Annotated in this window: 10 protein-coding genes; 6 read left to right on the forward strand and 4 right to left on the reverse strand. The window is 49.9% G+C overall.

What is annotated here, in order from left to right; translation table 11 throughout:
* Positions 1-91 precede the first annotated feature (91 nt).
* The 3 genes from SYNPCCP_RS02445 to SYNPCCP_RS02455 form a co-directional block, all read right to left on the reverse strand.
* Entirely contained in the window at positions 92-1,462 is a 1,371-nt protein-coding gene (locus SYNPCCP_RS02445) for an MlaD family protein (RefSeq protein WP_010871677.1), read from the reverse strand.
* A 162-nt stretch (positions 1,463-1,624) separates the two neighbouring features.
* Complete coding sequence (locus SYNPCCP_RS02450) at positions 1,625-2,407, reverse strand: ABC transporter ATP-binding protein (protein WP_010871678.1); 783 nt, start codon at positions 2,405-2,407, stop codon at positions 1,625-1,627.
* A 22-nt stretch (positions 2,408-2,429) separates the two neighbouring features.
* The gene (locus SYNPCCP_RS02455) at positions 2,430-2,702 is read right to left on the reverse strand and encodes a hypothetical protein (RefSeq protein WP_041425911.1); all 273 of its coding nucleotides are present in this window, start codon (positions 2,700-2,702) and stop codon (positions 2,430-2,432) included.
* A gap of 288 nt (positions 2,703-2,990) precedes the next feature.
* On the opposite strand from SYNPCCP_RS02455, the gene SYNPCCP_RS02460 reads away from it, so the two are divergent.
* Entirely contained in the window at positions 2,991-8,204 is a 5,214-nt protein-coding gene (locus SYNPCCP_RS02460) for a CHAT domain-containing protein (protein ID WP_223211333.1), read from the forward strand.
* A gap of 139 nt (positions 8,205-8,343) precedes the next feature.
* On the forward strand, positions 8,344-9,297 hold the full coding sequence (locus tag SYNPCCP_RS02465) for an NAD(P)H-dependent glycerol-3-phosphate dehydrogenase (RefSeq protein ID WP_014407073.1): 954 nt from the start codon (positions 8,344-8,346) through the stop codon (positions 9,295-9,297).
* A gap of 28 nt (positions 9,298-9,325) precedes the next feature.
* On the opposite strand, the gene SYNPCCP_RS02470 is transcribed toward SYNPCCP_RS02465, so the two are convergent.
* Complete coding sequence (locus tag SYNPCCP_RS02470) at positions 9,326-9,844, reverse strand: GNAT family N-acetyltransferase (RefSeq protein WP_010871682.1); 519 nt, start codon at positions 9,842-9,844, stop codon at positions 9,326-9,328.
* 210 nt (positions 9,845-10,054) lie between these two features.
* On the opposite strand from SYNPCCP_RS02470, the gene glnA reads away from it, so the two are divergent.
* From glnA to SYNPCCP_RS02490, 4 genes are all read left to right on the forward strand, one after another.
* A complete protein-coding gene (gene glnA, locus SYNPCCP_RS02475; protein ID WP_010871683.1) occupies positions 10,055-11,476 on the forward strand; it encodes a type I glutamate--ammonia ligase in 1,422 nt (473 codons plus the stop codon).
* A 245-nt stretch (positions 11,477-11,721) separates the two neighbouring features.
* Positions 11,722-16,083 carry a high salinity-induced biofilm formation sensor histidine kinase Hik14 gene (hik14, locus tag SYNPCCP_RS02480; RefSeq protein ID WP_223211334.1) on the forward strand — a complete coding sequence of 1,454 codons (4,362 nt, stop codon included), beginning with the start codon at positions 11,722-11,724 and terminating at the stop codon, positions 16,081-16,083.
* On the forward strand, positions 16,080-17,027 hold the full coding sequence (locus tag SYNPCCP_RS02485) for a PleD family two-component system response regulator (protein ID WP_010871685.1): 948 nt from the start codon (positions 16,080-16,082) through the stop codon (positions 17,025-17,027). Before hik14 ends, SYNPCCP_RS02485 begins: the two co-directional genes overlap by 4 nt.
* The gene (locus tag SYNPCCP_RS02490) at positions 17,024-17,629 is read left to right on the forward strand and encodes an FKBP-type peptidyl-prolyl cis-trans isomerase (RefSeq protein WP_010871686.1); all 606 of its coding nucleotides are present in this window, start codon (positions 17,024-17,026) and stop codon (positions 17,627-17,629) included. The genes SYNPCCP_RS02485 and SYNPCCP_RS02490 overlap by 4 nt, the downstream gene beginning before the upstream one ends.
* The last annotated feature ends 198 nt before the right edge of the window (positions 17,630-17,827 follow it).

Consider the following 17,827-nt stretch of genomic DNA (forward strand, 5'->3'; position numbering starts at 1 on the left):
CCAATTATGCCTACTTTTCAAACGCGCTCTTAAGTTTTCTTTTGCGTAAGTCCTGATAGAAAAAGCTGGAAAATTTCCCATTTAATTATCATTATTTACCCTGATTTTCCTTGGGCTGGGGTGGTTTAATCTTAGGAGTTTGAATTTGGGGACTTGGTGAGCCGGAAGCGGGGACGGGGTTAATAACTCCCCATTGTTCATAGTACAAAGCTAATTGCTGTTGATGATCAAGCTGAAAGCGTAATTGTTGGCCACTGCGTTCCAGGGTGTGGGCAGTGTAAACTCGGTCTTGGAGATTTTCCGTGGAGGAAACCAATTGCCCCAGGCCATCCACCAGTTTTCTTAGGTTGTTACGAAAGGCCGGATCGCCCGTTAATTGCTCCACATCGCTGGTGATTTTTTGGGCATTTTCAAAGGTAAGTCGGGCCGCATCCAAGGTCTGCTGTAGGGTAAGCATCAAGGTAGGGTCATTGAGGTCGTTGGAAATTTGCCGGATATTGTTGCTGGTGACGGCAGCATTTTCCATCAGTAGGGCGAGGTCATTGGTTACCTTTTGGGTATCGATCGCCGCTAGGCCGTGGTTGATAGTACCGACGGCGGTCTGGATTTCTTGACCAATGGCTTGGAGATCCCGGTTAGTAGTTTCAATACTTTTCAGGGTGAGATTGAATTGGGCCCGGTTTTCCCCCACCAGTTGGTTGAGGTTAACCATTAATAGGGAAGCTTCTTCGATGGTGCGGTTAATGTAGCCTTGGTTGGTCTGCACCACCTGGTCAACTCGACTGGTCAGCAAGGAAGCATTATCGGCGGCCTTGGCGATCGCCTCGGAAGTGCGCTCAAAACCCCGCACCTGTTGATTGGCAGTTTTGCTGAGGGCAGTGATTTCGGCGCTCATGGCGGCAATGCGGGCGGCGGCCAGGTTGGCACTTTTCACGGTGGCATTAATGTCGGCCACAAACTCCGGTTCGCTATAGGCTTGGGCTAAACGGGCCATACTGTTGGTTAATTGGGTCCCGGCTTGGCCCTCCAACTCGTCCCCATCGCAGAGAATTTTATCGCTTTCGGCACAGTCCGCACTGAGGGGATCGATGGCCAAAGCGGCCTCCGACAATTGGCGATCGGGAATCATATCAATGGCCGCTTCCCCCAATAAACCGTAGCGACTGATTTCCACCTGCACATCGGCGGGGATACGCAATTGGGTAGAACTAATTTCCAGCTGGGCCAAAATGCCGTTACTACCTGGTATTAATTTAGCCACCCGACCCACTGGTACACCCCGGTAACGCACGGCGCCTCCCACCTGGAGCCCACTGGCGTCGTCAAATTGTACTAACACTTCATAGCCTGGATTGCCAAAAGCTCCCCCCCGTAACCATAGGACGATGCCACCAATGATAAATAGTCCCAACAGGGCAAACAGACCAACGGATCCTTCTTTGATGGTGCGGGGTCTGAGCATACGCAATGTCTCAATAGGGCCGAAAAATAAAGCGATTCGCCTAGGGGGCAAGGAGTTCCTTGCGGGAGGAAACGTTCAAAAAGTTAGGCTATTCCAGCATCGCCTCTTGTTCTAGGAAACGGCCAGGGGCCAATGGGTTCCCCCATCTTAGCGTCGTAGTGGTTAATCCAAAATGCGAATGGGACCTTCCACTTTGGCTTCAAAGAATTGCCGTACCAAGGGGTTATCGGTCTGGTCAATGGCGCTAACTGGCCCCTGCCATTGGATTTTGCCATCGTAAAGCAACACCACCCGATCCGCTGTCCGGCGAATAGTGCTTTCCTGGTGGCTCACCATAATATAGGTGCCGCATCCCCCCGGAGACTTTTGTAACCTCCGCACCAAATCTTCAATGACCGTGGAGGCGATCGGGTCTAAACCAGCGGTGGGTTCATCGTATAAAATCACTTCCGGATTGTCCTCTGGTTGATGGGGATTGGACATGATTGCCCGGGCAAAGCTAACCCTTTTACGCATCCCCCCCGATAGCTGGGCTGGATAGTAGTCTTCGATGCCGGTTAATCCCACCAAAGCGAGTTTGTCGGCCACCTGCTCCCGAATCACTTCTCTGGATAGGGAGGAATGTTCCAACAAGAAAAAGCCGACATTTTCCGCCACTGTCAGGGAATCAAACAGGGCTGATTGTTGGAATACGAGGGCAATGCGGATGCGCTCATTGTCGTCCTCCACTAAGCCCCGGCGGGGTTGGGTTTTGATCAGCACTTCCCCACTGTCCGGTGGCAATAGTCCGGCGATGATCCTTAAAATGGTTGATTTTCCGGTGCCAGATGGGCCAATCACCACCAATGCTTCCCCCGGATAGAGGTCTAAATCCACACTGTCCAAAATTTGGCGATCGCCAAAGGATTTACTAATACCCCGGAGTTGAATAAGGGGTTCCGTCATGTTGGATAGTCCCGCCAAAGCCTTAGTCTACCCGCTCCAACTGCCAGAGGATTTGGTTCCCTTCCCTTCTCACCCTGGAAACGACCCAGTTACGCCATGACCAATGATCCCCCCGACTGGTGACGGCACTGGGGTTAATATCCATCAAGTCAGCCAACTCCGAACTGGTAATTAAATACCCCTGCTTGGCAATTTCTTCGGCGGCCCGGAGGGTTTCTACCAAGTTACGCACCTGGAGAATCCGTTCTTCCCTCGATAACAGATACTCTTCCACATTATTGACAATATTTTCCATAGCCGTGCCTGTAAATAACACTCCAAGAGTGATCTAGAACCATATCTGGGGGAATTTTCCCTTCCACATCTTAACTAGTTTCCCGAAAACGGATGCTCAAATAAAACACTTTTTGCTTTTCTGAGTTAAATTTAGCCGTCTAGGAAGCAAAGAACTATCTGAAGTACTAAAATAATTCGTTCTTTTCCATGCCTAATTCCACCTGGGGGACCGCTATAATGGACTGGCCAAAAAGTCCCTTCCCTGGGCTTTGTGGTGGAAATATTGTTAATTTCACCCCTGATAGCCGTGTTGAACCCCAGTTTACGCCTCTTTTGCCTAGCTTTACTGGCTTGTTCGTCTAGTTTTTCTGGCAATGTTCTGGCCCAAAACATTACCCCAGCTCCGGACGGCACTGGCACCACTGTCGATGCCCAGGGCAATCAATTCAACATTGGTGGGGGGAGTTTGTCAGGGGATGGACAAAATTTATTCCACAGTTTGCAACAGTTTGGGCTAGACCAAGGACAAATTGCCAATTTCCTTTCCAACCCTGATATTCGTAACATTCTCACCCGAATTGTGGGGGGAGATGCGTCCATTATTAACGGTCTCATCCAAGTAAGCGGGGGCAATGCCAATCTCTTTTTGATGAACCCAGCGGGCATGATTTTTGGTCCCAATGCCAGCATCAATGTGCCCGGGGATTTTGTGGTCACCACTGGTTCGGCGATCGGCTTTGGCAATGACCAATGGTTCCAGGTTTTTTCCGACAATGATTACAATGCCCTGATAGGCAATCCCAGCCAATTTGCTTTTGATTTGGCTAACCCCGGTTTAATTATTAATGCGGGGGATTTGTCGGTAACGGAGGGCAAAAACCTCACTTTTTTGGCAGGAAATATCGTTAACACCGGTTCCTTGGCCGCCCCTGGAGGCAATATCACGGTGGCCGCCGTGCCAGGGCAGAATCGTATTCGTATTTCCCAAGCTGGCAGTTTACTGAGTTTGGAGGTGGAGGTTTCTCCCCAAATGAATCAGGGCGGCTCCTTTTCCGTGTTGGATTTACCGACCCTGTTAACCCAAGGAGCGAGCAATCTTGATTTGGGGTTAGCGGTGCAGCCCAATGGCAGTGTTACGACCAACGGGACTAACGCTTTGGTTTCTCCGTTACCAGGTTCTGTCACCATATCGGGCAATGTTGATGCCAGTGGTAAAAGCACTAATATTTCCTCCGGTGGCCAAGTGGCGATCGCCGGCGATCAAATAGCAGTACAAGGCGCTACCGTTGATGTTTCAGGCAATGGTGGTGGCGGCACAGTGCGCATTGGTGGCGATTTTCAGGGCCAGCTCACTTTGCCCAATGCATCCCAAACCCTGATTGATAGTAATTCAGTAGTCAAAGCTGATGCCCTACTGACAGGAAATGGGGGAACCGTTATCGTTTGGGCCGATGACTCTACCCGCTTTAGTGGGAATATTTCAGCCCAAGGTGGAACCATGGGGGGAAACGGCGGCTTTGTGGAAACCTCCGGCGCCAAAAGTTTGATGGTTGACGATACCGCCAGGGTTAATACTTTCGCCACCATGGGAGAACTTGGTACTTGGTTGTTAGATCCTCTAGAAATAATTGTCGGAACCACCGATGATCTACTTGCCGATCCAAAGCTTGTTTCGGTACTTACAATCACAACCAGCTTGGACAACGGTAACGTTATTCTTCAAGCAGATCAATCCATTGCCGTTCAGGCAAATTTTAGTGCTGATCCCTCTGCCCCCGGTAATCTCACTTTCGATTCTCCTACAATCACTATCGATGCTCTTTTTTCCTTGGGAACTGGCTCAATTATTTTTGCTAACACAGGTCCCATTAACACTGGCAATACATTAGTTACTTCTCCTTTCACCAATTTAGATTTTGACAATAAAATTCAACTCAATGCCAACACAACATTTACTGCTCCGGGATACGACATTTATTTCCGTAAATCTGTCAACGGCGGGTTTGATTTATTAGGCAACGCCAACTTTGTTTATTTTGATGACGGAGCTGGTATCACTACCCCACTGAAAAGTTTCGGTGTCACAGCTACGGAAATCTATGTAGGTAATGACATCGTTACCCAGGGAAATCAAATTTTCGACGGGGTGTTCTATGGATTACAACCAGTTAATTTGACGAGTAGCGCAGGCTCAGTAATTTTCACCAACAATATTCTGCTTAATGGAAGTCTTCAAGTTCAGACTGCCCAAAATATCGTCAGTCAACCTTCTTCTTCCCTGAGTGCAGTGGAAATAGCATCCGACGTATTACTTAATGCTGGACAAAATGTTTCGTTCGGGAATATCAATACCCGGGGGGGCAATGTTGATATACAAGCTTTGGGCAATATTTCCACTGGATCAATAGTTACCTCTCCATTTGGTGGAAATGCAGGCAATGTAATTCTCAATGCGGGTGGGACTCTCACCACCGGCTACATAGAAACGTCTGGGACGAATGGCGGTGATGTTACCACATCTTCCGGTAGTAATACTAGTACTGCTTATATTGATACCCGGGGATTTGGAGATGGCCTAGAGATAGATAGTTTGGGGGGAGCTGTTTCTATCGAAAGCAAGGGAGACATTACCACCGCCTTTATTGATACCGGAGCTTACTCAATTGAATCCTTCAATGAAGGTACGGGAGGAAATGTTTTCCTCACAGCAGATGGCAGTATCACAACGAATTACATATTCACCGCTGGAAAAAATGGTGGTGATATTTTCTTTCAAGCTGGTGAAAGCATAGAAATCATCGATTATTTAAATACCTATGGAAGTCAAACTAGTGGAGATGTATATGTTGAGGCTCCACTGGATATTTCAATTGGTTCCTACATATACACTGGAGGGGGTGGGGAGCCAGGCAATGTATTCCTGCAAGCAGGGGGAGATATTACCACTAGCTACATAGATACGTCGGCAGCCAATGGCGGTGATATTTTTATTCAGTCGGGGGGAGACACCGAAGTTGGTTATCTATTCACTAAAGGGTATGAAGGTAGGGGAGGAGATGTTTATGTTGAAACTGGCCGTTATTTTCGGGCGATCGATGGCTTTTTACTTGGTGAAGAAGGACCTTTTAGTGTCTACACCGCCGGCCTCACCGTTGGTGGTTCTGTGTACATTCAATTTGGTGGAAGTGAACCTTTCATCATCGGCAATCCAATTACCAATGGAACCATTGGGGCAATCAGTTCGGGAGATGACAATACTGTACCAATCGGTACACCACCAATTTTTGATACTTTTACCCTGGACAATATAACCATAACCACTGAACCCGAGCCGGAACCTGAACCCGAGCCGGAACCTGAGCCGGAACCTGAACCCGAGCCGGAACCTGAGCCGGAACCTGAACCCGAGCCGGAACCTGAACCCGAGCCGGAACCTGAACCCGAGCCGGAACCTGAACCCGAGCCGGAACCTGAACCCGAGCCGGAACCTGAACCCGAGCCGGAACCTGAACCTGAGCCTGAACCTGAGCCGGAACCTGAGCCGGAACCTGAACCCGAGCCGGAACCTGAGCCGGAACCTGAACCCGAGCCGGAACCTGAGCCGGAACCTGAACCCGAGCCGGAACCTGAGCCGGAACCTGAACCCGAGCCGGAACCTGAACCCGAGCCGGAACCTGAACCCGAGCCGGAACCTGAGCCGGAACCTGAACCCGAGCCGGAACCTGAGCCGGAACCTGAACCCGAGCCGGAACCTGAGCCGGAACCTGAACCCGAGCCGGAACCTGAACCCGAGCCGGAACCTGAGCCGGAACCTGAACCCGAGCCGGAACCTGAGCCGGAACCTGAACCCGAGCCGGAACCTGAACCCGAGCCGGAACCTGAGCCGGAACCTGAACCCGAGCCGGAACCTGAGCCGGAACCTGAACCCGAGCCGGAACCTGAGCCTGAGCTTCCAACTCCTTCCATACCCGTCGAACCTCCAACTTCTCCAGATGTTGAGGAAATTGATGATGAGAGGCAAATATCGTTTGATATTGAGCGTTCTACTGTTACCAATACCCCCAGCTTGGAAATTCAGAGCCAAGACACAGTTCCCGGCATTAATACTTTCAGCGCCAATGTTGGGGTTAACATCCCCACTAATCAGGTTGTTTTGCAACAGCAACTAAATGAAAACGTAGAGGAAAGTATTTCTGCACAATTCACTAGTCACCTCAATTTAAATATTGATATTGAATTGGTTAATCCCGTTGATGTTTTGCAGGAATTAAATCTCAACACTGGGGTAAATTCTGCCTTGGTTTATATCTATTTCTATCCTCCAGGAACTGCAGGAGAAAATCTTCCTGAATGGCAACTTTCCTCTGATAGTGAGCCGGCTATTCCCCCTGTGGGCTCCTATGCTAAGGTCAGTCATTGGCAGATGGCATCCACTGAGCAACTGATTATTCCTCCTAATAATGATCCGCGGCCGGACGATCAATTGGTAATTGTGGTAGTTACGGCAGACGGTATTGCTAGTCCCATTCCCCTTAACGTTAGCCGCAGGGAAGTAATCCGCCAGGTGGAAATGTTAAACCGAAATCTAACGGCGGCAAATCGAGGCGATAATTACCAAGGCCAGGCATCCCAGTTATATGACTGGTTTATCAAGCCAATTAAACTGATTTTGGAGAATAAGAAAATTGAGAATATTAGCTTTATTCTCGACCGGGGTTTGCGTTCTCTGCCCATGGCCACCATGTACGATCGCCAGTCTGGGCAATACTTGATTGAGGACTATAGCGTGGGGCTGATGCCCAGTTTGAGTTTGACGAACCGGGATTATGCGCCCCTAACTGGGGCCCAGATATTGGCCATGGGAGCGGAAGAGTTTGCTAACCAAAATCCCTTGCCAGCGGCGGCGGTGGAGGTAGACACCATTACCAATCAACTCTGGCGGGGTAGTGCTTTCCTCAATGACCGGTTCACGGTGGATAACTTTGTCCAGTCCTTGGCAACTAAGGAGTATCGTCTAGTACATTTAGCTACCCATGGTGAATTTTTACCGGGTAATCGCAATAATTCCTTTGTGGTTTTCAGCGATCGCTCTTTGGATTTAGACGAATTTGCTAACGTGGGCTTGGATAAACCCATTGATTTGATGGTGCTGTCGGCCTGTCGCACTGCGGTGGGGGACTTTGACGCTGAATTAGGCTTTGCTGGCCTGGCGGTGAAAACTGGAGTCAAAACGGCGATCGGGAGTTTGTGGTATGTCAGCGATGAAGCTACCTTTGCTCTGATGACTAGTTTTTATGATCGACTTCAGCCAGCACCCATCAAGGCCAAGGCCCTACAGCAGGCCCAACTAAGTCTGCTCAGAGGAGAAATTCGGGTTGTGGACGGTAATCTAGTCCTTGGGGATGGCACAAATATTTCCTTGGCGGATTTACCGGCTGATATTCGACAACGCTTAGCAACCCAAGATTTAAGTCATCCCTATTTTTGGAGTGGCTTCACCCTAGTGGGCAGCCCTTGGTAACGAGAAAGTAATTTAATCAAGCCATTGTGCCAATTCAGTTCACTTGTTGACCATAATGGGGCTTTCTTACTATGGCTAGGGTCACTGGAGGGACCAATCCGTGGTCATAATGGAGGCGAAGTCAAATTACCCAAAAACCATGTCCTTTGCTAATGCCGATACTCCCCCCCAAGTCGTTGTGTTGGGGGCCGGAGCCTGGGGCTCTAGTCTTGCCTACGTGCTGAATAACAATGACATTCCTACCCAAGTTTGGTCTCGCCGATCGCCGCAGAGCCTAGAATCCATGGTGGCTGGAGCGGATGTAATTGTCTCGGCGGTTTCCATTAAGGGGGTACCATCGGTGGCGGCCCGGTTGGAGGCCATGGACCTCCAGCGGCGGACTATTTTGGTGACGGCCACTAAGGGTTTAGATCCAGAAACCATGACTACCCCTTCCCAAATTTGGCAAGCTGCCCTTCCTTCCCAGCCGATCGCCGTTTTGTCGGGGCCGAATTTATCGAAGGAAATTGACCAGGGTTTACCGGCGGCCACGGTGGTGGCCAGTAGCGACCAAGCCGCAGCGGAGGAAATTCAAACCATTTTTGCCGCGGATAACTTCCGGGTTTACACCAACAATGATCCCTTGGGTACGGAATTGGGTGGCACCCTGAAAAACGTCATGGCGATCGCCGTGGGAGTATGCGAAGGGTTGGGGCTAGGCACCAATGCTAAATCAGCGTTAATTACCAGAGCTTTACCAGAAATTACCAGGGTGGGGTTACATTTTGGGGCCCAACCGGATACCTTTTGGGGTTTAGCCGGACTAGGAGATTTATTGGCCACCTGCTCTAGCATGCTCAGCCGCAATTATCGAGTGGGTTATGGTTTATCCAAAGGTCAGTCCTTAGAAGAAATTTTGGCCAACCTGGGGGGCACCGCCGAAGGGGTCAACACCACCGACGTACTAATCAAAATTGCCAATCGAGAAAAAATTGCTGTGCCCATCACCCGGCAGGTTTACCGTTTGCTCCATGGAAAAATTACCCCTCCCCAGGCAGTGGAAGCATTAATGGAAAGGGAATTGAAAGCGGAATTTGAAGATTTTGATCTTTAACTCCTTGTCTATTGGGCCAGAACAGCCATCATTGTGAGGTTGTTAACCGTAATCCTAGAATCAGCAGATCCCGTTCCTGCCCCCCCAACTCCGCCACCTTGGGCAATAGACCCCACTGCTCAAAACCATGGCGTTGAAACAAACGAATACTGGGCTGATTATGGGCAAAAATGTATCCCAGCAAAGTTTTCAGCCCCAACTGGGGGGCTTTGGCGATCGCCGTTTTGAGTAAATACTGCCCCAAACCCCGATGATGCCAGAGGGGATCGAGGTAAATGCTCAACTCCGCAGTGCGGTGGTAAGCCGGGCGACCATAAAACCGCTGAAAACCCAACCAACCAACTATTTGCTTGTGCTCCGTTACCAACACCCAGAGAGGATAGGTATCTGGTCCATGGTCCGCAAACCACTGACGACGGCTTTCCACCGTAATCGCATCGGTATCGCCGGTGGCCACATTTTGGGGAATGTTGGCATTGTAGATAGCAACAATAGAATCTAAATCCGTAATGGTGGCATCCCGTAGGAAAAGGTCAGATGGGATCACAGCAATATTTTAGTACTTGCGGGTTGGGTATGGTCACTGATCTAAATGTTAATGGGATTTGCGATGGTTTCCGTCATTTCTAGGCGATCGCCAGAATGGAGCCGCAAAAAATGGTAGCGAAAAATACATTTTCTAACTACTTGACTCTTTACGATGGATAGTCGACGCAGCGCAAAATCGTAATTTATCTGACTGCACTAAGGAGAAAAAATGGCCAGAACCCCCCAGGAAGTCCTCAAGTGGATCCAAGACGAAAACATTAAGATTATCGACCTCAAATTTATTGACACGCCGGGAATTTGGCAGCACTGCTCCTTCTATTACGACCAACTTGACGAAAACTCCTTCACCGAAGGTATTCCCTTTGATGGCTCCAGTATCCGGGGGTGGAAAGCCATTAACGAATCTGATATGTGCATGGTGCCCGACCCAAACACCGCCACCATCGATCCTTTCTGCAAAGAACCCACCTTGTCCATGATTTGCAGCATCAAGGAGCCCCGCACCGGGGAATGGTATAACCGTGACCCCCGCACCATTGCGGCCAAAGCCGCTGAATATCTCCGCGGCACCGGCATTGCCGACACCGTTTACTTTGGCCCCGAAGCCGAATTTTTCCTCTTCGATGATATTCGCTTTGGCCAAACGGAAAACTCCAGCTACTACTTTGCCGACAGTGTCGAAGGGCGTTGGAACACTGGTCGGGAAGAAGAAGGGGGCAACCTCGGCTACAAACCAGGCTACAAACAGGGTTATTTCCCCGTGGCTCCCACCGACACCGCCCAGGATATCCGCACAGAAATGTTGCTCACCATGGCGGCCTTTGGCGTTCCCATTGAAAAGCATCACCATGAAGTAGCTTCCGGTGGTCAAAACGAATTGGGCATCAAGTTCGATAAGTTGGTCAATTCCGCTGACAACTTGATGATCTATAAGTATGTGATCAAAAACGTGGCCAAAAAGTACGGCAAAACCGTTACCTTTATGCCCAAGCCCATCTTCAACGATAATGGTTCCGGTATGCACGTGCACCAATCCCTCTGGAAAGATGGCCAGCCCCTCTTTGCTGGGGACAAATACGCCGGCTTTAGCCAGATGGGTCTGTGGTATATCGGCGGGATCTTGAAACATGCCCCCGCTTTGTTGGCCTTCACTAACCCCACCACCAACTCCTACAAGCGCCTAGTGCCCGGTTTTGAAGCCCCCGTTAACTTGGCCTATTCCCAAGGTAACCGTTCTGCTTCCGTGCGGATTCCCCTCTCCGGTGGTAACCCCAAGGCCAAACGTCTGGAATTCCGTTGCCCCGACGCCACCTCCAATCCCTATCTGGCCTTTGCCGCCATGCTCTGTGCGGGCATTGACGGGATTAAAAATCAAATCGATCCCGGCGAACCCTTGGATGTGGATATCTACGACCTCAGCCCGGAAGAATTGGCTAAGATTCCTTCCACCCCCGGCTCCCTGGAAGCGGCCTTGGAAGCGTTGGAAAAAGACCATGAATTCCTCACCGGCACTGGTGTATTTTCCCCTGACTTTGTGGAAAGTTGGATTGAGTACAAACTGGACAACGAAGTTAACCCCATGCGTCTGCGCCCCCACCCCTACGAATTCTCCTTGTACTACGACTGCTAAACCAGTCCATCTCACCCAGTTTTAGCTCCGGTGGCCCTGGGAAAAATCTGTTTCAATAACCGGCCTAGTTCACCGATTATGGCCCCGACTAAGTTGGTCTAGAAATAACAAAAAATTAAATTAAACGGCGATCGCCAAACGGATAATTTTTCTGGGGGGCGATTTTTCTTTTGGAAAGATTTGTTGAGTCTAATCAATGGTCTGAATAGGTATTTATCATGGTTATTAGTGCCACTGTGATATCGATGAAATCTCCCCTGCGTCGCCTATTACTTTCCCCCGTACTACCAATTCTCATCGGGGCCGGGCTATCGGTAATGACTGTTCATACTTGGCTTTTTCTCTACAACCAAGTTCAAGAGCGACTGAAGCAGGTTTTGACCAATCGCCTAACTAACATCCACGAACAAATTGAAAACCAGCTCAATATCCATGTCCGTCAATTAGAGCAGATGGCCGGACGTTGGGAACGATCGCCGACGGGAACGGAGCAAACAGATTGGCGGTTAGATGCCAGGGCCCAAGCAGAAGGCTTCGATGGGTATCAGACGATTCAATGGGTAGATCCAAAGTTTGTGGTGCGGTGGGTTGAACCATTGCCCGATGATGAGCACGACATTGACTATGCCAACCAATATCCCCACCAAATCCAGTCCCTAGAGCTAGCGGCCCGGCAAAAAAATACCATCCTCAGCGGAGTGGTGGATTTAGACCAAGGAGAGAAGGGATTTTTGGTCTATGTCCCCCTATTTATTGGCGATAGGTTTGACGGTTTTGTGGTGGGGGTTTTCCAGCTCGATCAGTTCATCGGCTCCGTTCGTCCTCTGTCCGGCAATAAACCAGACCAGGATAGTGGTCTGCGGAGTTTTGGTCTACGTATTTTTGAAGGCAATCAACTCATTTATAACGATGTCCCTGACGATTGGGAGCAGGACATTGTGGTGACCCAGGAATTGGCATGGGCTAACTCATTGCCCCAGGCGGAAGCCATGACCAGCCGTTGGCAACTGCAATTGGTGCCGGGCCCCATTCTGCTAGATCAGTACGGTTCATCGCAATGGATTTTGTTCAGTGGTTTGCTGATGGCTTGGGCCGTGGCGATCGCCGTTTATTATCTGCAAAAAAGTAGTAAACATAGTGAACAACTGAGTGAATCAATCAAACAACAGCAAAAGGTCGAAGAGTTTTTAAAATCCACTCTCCAGGAATTAGCCGTGCAAAAAACCGCCCTGGATGAAGCGGCCATTGTGGCCATTACTGATACCGAGGGCGTTATCACCTACGTCAACGATAAATTTGTCGAGGTGTCTGGTTATAGTCGGGAAGAATTAATTGGCAACACTCATCGCTTGGTCAGTTCTGGCTACCATTCCCCAGAATTCTTTCAACAATTTTGGCAGACCATTAGGGCAGGAAAAGTCTGGCATGGGCAAATTAACAATAGAGCCAAAGCCGGTAATACCTATTGGGTTGACAGCACCGTTGTTCCTTTTTTGGATGACAATGGCAATCCCTATCAATACCTAGCCATCCGCTTTGAAATTACCTCCAGCAAACAGGCGGAAAAAAGTTTGCGCGAAAGTGAAGCCCGGTTTCGCATGATGGCGGACACCTCCCCGATTATGTTGTGGGTGGCGGACCAGGACAAAAAAATGACCTTTGTCAATCAGTCTTGGTTGGAATTCCGGGGGGCTACCCTAGCGGAAGAATCGGGCAATGGTTATCTAGAAGGCATTCACCCCGATGATAAGGGCCATTACTTAGGGGTTTATTCCCAGGCCTTTGGCGATCGCCGACGTTTTGAATTGGAATATCGCTACCGCAGGGTAGACCAGCAATACCGTTGGATTGTCAATGTGGGGGTGCCCCGTTACCTCGAAGACGGGAAATTTATGGGCTACGTGGGGTCTTGTCTGGATATTACTGACCGTAAACAGGCCCAGGACATCCTCCAGAAAAAGCTTAATCAAATCCTGTTAATGCGGAAAATTAGCCAGGAAATCCGCCGGAGCTTACAACCGACCTTAATTTTCCAAACCGCCGCCCGTCAAGTGGGCAATGTCTTTGCGGTGAGCCGTTGCCTGATCCACAACTACTCGGAAGCCACTACCCTACAGGTGCCCGTGGTGGCGGAGTATTTAGGGGGACAATTTACTTCCCTGTTAGCCGGAGAAATTGCCGTGGAACAAGCCTATGACCCCACCATCATTCAAGGCGATCGGGCTATGGCTGTGGTGGACCTAGACCAGGATTTAAACTCCACCCACACCAAAGCATTTTACCAACGGTTTCAGGTCAAATCCTTTTTGGCAGTGCGGACTTCCTATCAAGGTAAAGCCAACGGCATCATCGCCCTGCACCAGTGTGACCGACAACGGGTTTGGACAGCGGACGAAATTGAGTTACTAGAGGCGATCGCCGAACAAATGGGCATAGCCCTGGCCCAAGCCGCCCTACTGGAAAAGGAACGGGAACGCCGTCGGGAATTGGCCCAGAAAAATCTGGAATTAGAAAAAGCTACATGGGCCGCCGAAGCCGCTAACCGTGCCAAAGGTGAATTCCTGGCCATGATGAGCCATGAAATTCGCACTCCCATGAATGGAGTCATTGGCATGACGGAATTGTTGATTATGACCGACTTAAATCTACAGCAACTAGATTACGTCCAAACCATTCGCCAGAGTGGAGAAACCCTGCTGACCATCATCAACGATATCCTCGACTTTTCTAAAATTGAAGCCGATAAACTGGTGTTGGAAACCCAAGCATTTGAACTGAGACCCCTAATTGAAACCGTGCTGGAAATGTTTGGTCCCATTGCCAGGGCTAAACATTTGGAATTGACCTATGGCATCGACCCCCAAACCCCGGCCCGCATTTTGGGAGACCAGGTACGATTGCGGCAAATTCTCTCCAATTTGATCGGCAATGCCCTCAAATTCACCGAAAAGGGGGAAGTAGTGCTGACGGTGAAAGGGGAACCCTTTGATCCCGCTGAGTCTTACCACACTATTTTGAATTTACCCCACCCCAGCCATCGCATCTGTTTTAATCTGCGGGATACGGGCATTGGCATACCGTTGGATCGGCAAGACCGTCTGTTCAAGTCCTTTAGCCAAGTGGATTCTTCCACCACCCGGAAATATGGTGGCACAGGATTGGGTTTAGTCATTAGCCAACGCCTGACCCAGATGATGGGAGGGGTGCTGACGGTGACCAGTGAACCGGGGGTAGGTTCCAATTTTCGTTTCTGCATTCTGACCACAGCCCAGGCCCCCGCCCTAGCGGAAGCTGATTCGGTGCAACAGATGAAGGGTAAACAAGTTTTGATTGTGGATGATAACGAAACTAACCGGCGGATTCTGCAGGATCAATGCCAGGCCTGGGGGTTGGTGTGCCATTGCTTTACCAGTGGGGAATCAGCCCTAGATTGGTTTGCCCGTTGCCCAGACTTGGATGCGGCTATTTTAGATTTACAAATGCCCAATATGGACGGCATTACCCTGGCGCACCATCTACGACAATTTGCTCAGGGCAAGGATCTGCCCATTATTCTGCTTTCCTCTGGGCTAGTGGCGGGAGCGGATGAGTTGTCTGTATTTCAGACGGTGCTCAATAAACCAGTGCGTCAGTCCTTAATATTTGACAGTTTAGTTAACATTTTTCAGGGGTCTATAGGTCTGGCTGATTACGCGCCACAGTTTGATCAGTTAGATTTACCGGAGTTTGTCCCAGACGGGGATGGGCTCCCCACGGAAGATAACGCCACCAGTCTACAACCGGCCCTACAAATTCTCTTGGCAGAGGATAATCTGGTTAATCAAAAGGTAGCCCACCAGATGCTAAATAATTTGGGTTACCCGGTGGCGATCGCCAACAATGGCCAGGAAGTGATCGATGCCTTGGAGAAAAAATTCTATGACTTGGTCTTGATGGATATGCAAATGCCGGTGATGGATGGCATAACCGCCTGCCGCCACATCCGTCAAACCTTGCCGCTGGAACGTCAGCCTCGCATTGTGGCCATGACCGCCAATGCCATGCCGGGCGATCGCCAAGAGTGCTTGGATGCTGGCATGGACGGCTATATTAGTAAGCCTATTTCCATTAACCAACTACGAAAAGTACTACAGGATACTTCAGCCCTAATCACTTCCCCCCAAGCTAGGGAAGATATTGTTACTCTAGGGGACAAAATTACGGTTGTGGAAGAACAAACCATGGTCAAACCCACTGATGTAACCGAGTCTCCCCTTGACCCCACGGCGATCGCCTTTTTACGGGACGACCTCTGTGGCGGCGACCTGACCCTATTCGGGGAAATGGTGGCGTGTTACTGCCAGGAAAGCCAAAAGCTCATAGAAGAATTAGTACAGGGCTTAGAGGTGGACGATTTTGCCGTGATCAGACGCACCGCCCATTCCCTCAAATCCAGCAGTGCTTCCCTGGGAGCCCAACAATTGTCCACTTTTTGTCAACAACTAGAAAAGAACGCTGGATCAGGTAACCTAGGATTAGGGTCTCCCCCTCAGTTGGTTGACCGCTGTCGACAATTACACATCGCCGTGGTGGAAGCCCTTGCGCCCTTCACCATTCCCTCGCCATGAATCTGCCTCAACCAATAGAAACCGCCGCCGCAAAAATTTTGGTGGTGGACGATGACGGTTTTATGAGGATGCAACTGCGGGTTTATTTGCAAAAGGAAGGACACCGGGTAGAACTGGCTACCAATGGGGAAGAAGCCCTAACCAAATTTGCCGAAATTAAACCAGAAGTGGTGCTACTGGATGCCGTGATGCCCGTCATGGATGGCTTTGCCTGTTGTCAGGCCCTGATGAAAATTTATCAAAATCCTTCCCCATTGGTATTAATGATCACAGGGCTAGATGATGAAGCCTCGGTGGATCGGGCCTTTGAAGCAGGGGCGATCGACTATGTGACCAAACCCATTCATTGGGCGGTGCTGCGGCAGAGGGTAAAACGTTTGCTCTATCAAAACCGCCTTCAACACCAATTGGAATCCGTCAACCAAATGTTGGAGCGCTTAGCTAAGGTGGATCAACTTACCCAGTTGGCCAACCGTCGTCAACTGGAGTTATTTCTCGACACGGAATGGTCCGAAGCAATCCGAGAACAGTATCCTTTTTCTATTCTGCTGTGTGACATAGATTATTTCAAAAACTATAACGACCATTATGGTCACCAGGGGGGCGACGACTGCTTACAACAGGTGGCTAAGGCTTTAACCAGGGTGGTGCACCGTCCTAAGGATTTGGCCGCTCGCTACGGTGGGGAAGAATTTTTGATTGTCCTACCCAACACAGACCTCCAAGGGGCCATCCACATCGGTGAAGACATCCAGGCGGAGATTACCCGTCTAGCTATTCCCCACGTCCAATCGGCGATCGCCGACCATGTCACCCTGAGCATTGGTTGTGCCAGCACCATTCCCCGCCTAGGCAGTGATTGGGGAAAGTTGGTGGGGGCAGCGGATCAATATTTGTATGAAGCTAAGGCCCAAGGGCGTAATCGTTTAGTCAGTGGTCGATGAGGGGAAGAACCCATGGGATAATCAGGCCAACACTACTCCGACCTATTTTTTTGATGAAATTTTTTACCGCTATGCGCGACATTCTTATTAGTCTGACCGTTGTTACTTTTTTTAGCTTGGTGTTAATTTCCGTGGCCATTTTTGGTAAATCTTCTCCGTCGGCGATCGCCGCTCCCCAGGAAGTTAAACCAGTCCAAATTGCCCAAGCTTCTGCCCTACAAACCCCGGAACCATCTCCCATGACTGCCGAAAATTCCGCCAATATTGTCACCACCGAGTCTGGATTGCAATACATCGATGAAGTGGTAGGGGAAGGCCCCAGCCCCACTAAAGGCCAAAAAGTAGAAGTACACTACACTGGCCGCCTCACCGACGGCACTAAGTTTGATAGCTCCGTGGACCGCAATAAGCCTTTTACCTTCACCATTGGCGTCGGCCAGGTGATCAAAGGTTGGGACGAAGGGGTGGCCACCATGCAAGTGGGTGGTAAGCGTAAACTGATCATTCCACCGGACTTGGCCTATGGCTCCCGGGGAGCGGGTGGTGTAATTCCCCCCAATGCCACCTTGGAATTTGAAGTGGAATTGCTTGGTATTAAGTAGTTTTTGGCGGATTTTTGTCCTAGAACGGAACTGGATAAGCCCCCTTGCTTCCTAATTTTGGGGAAAATCAAAATCCCCAGTATGGCGGGAGTTTTAGAACTTGTTTGAAAAGCCCCCCTGACCCCCCAAATTTGGGGGGAAAGAGAGGCGAAATCCCCCAGAATTGCAGAGCTGTGAGGAAATTTAGGTAGCAAGATA

The organism is Synechocystis sp. PCC 6803 substr. PCC-P, assembly GCF_000284455.1.
Lineage (GTDB): Bacteria > Cyanobacteriota > Cyanobacteriia > Cyanobacteriales > Microcystaceae > Synechocystis.

Bases quoted from the DNA above. Each gene is read 5' to 3' on its own strand.
- SYNPCCP_RS02485 (WP_010871685.1), top strand. From the start codon at position 16,080: ATGAATCTGCCTCAACCAATAGAAACCGCCGCCGCAAAAATTTTGGTG.
- SYNPCCP_RS02490 (WP_010871686.1), top strand. From the start codon at position 17,024: ATGAGGGGAAGAACCCATGGGATAATCAGGCCAACACTACTCCGACCT.
- SYNPCCP_RS02465 (WP_014407073.1), top strand. From the start codon at position 8,344: ATGTCCTTTGCTAATGCCGATACTCCCCCCCAAGTCGTTGTGTTGGGG.
- glnA (WP_010871683.1), top strand. From the start codon at position 10,055: ATGGCCAGAACCCCCCAGGAAGTCCTCAAGTGGATCCAAGACGAAAAC.
- SYNPCCP_RS02450 (WP_010871678.1), bottom strand. From the start codon at position 2,407: ATGACGGAACCCCTTATTCAACTCCGGGGTATTAGTAAATCCTTTGGC.
- SYNPCCP_RS02445 (WP_010871677.1), bottom strand. From the start codon at position 1,462: ATGCTCAGACCCCGCACCATCAAAGAAGGATCCGTTGGTCTGTTTGCC.
- hik14 (WP_223211334.1), top strand. From the start codon at position 11,722: ATGAAATCTCCCCTGCGTCGCCTATTACTTTCCCCCGTACTACCAATT.
- SYNPCCP_RS02455 (WP_041425911.1), bottom strand. From the start codon at position 2,702: ATGGAAAATATTGTCAATAATGTGGAAGAGTATCTGTTATCGAGGGAA.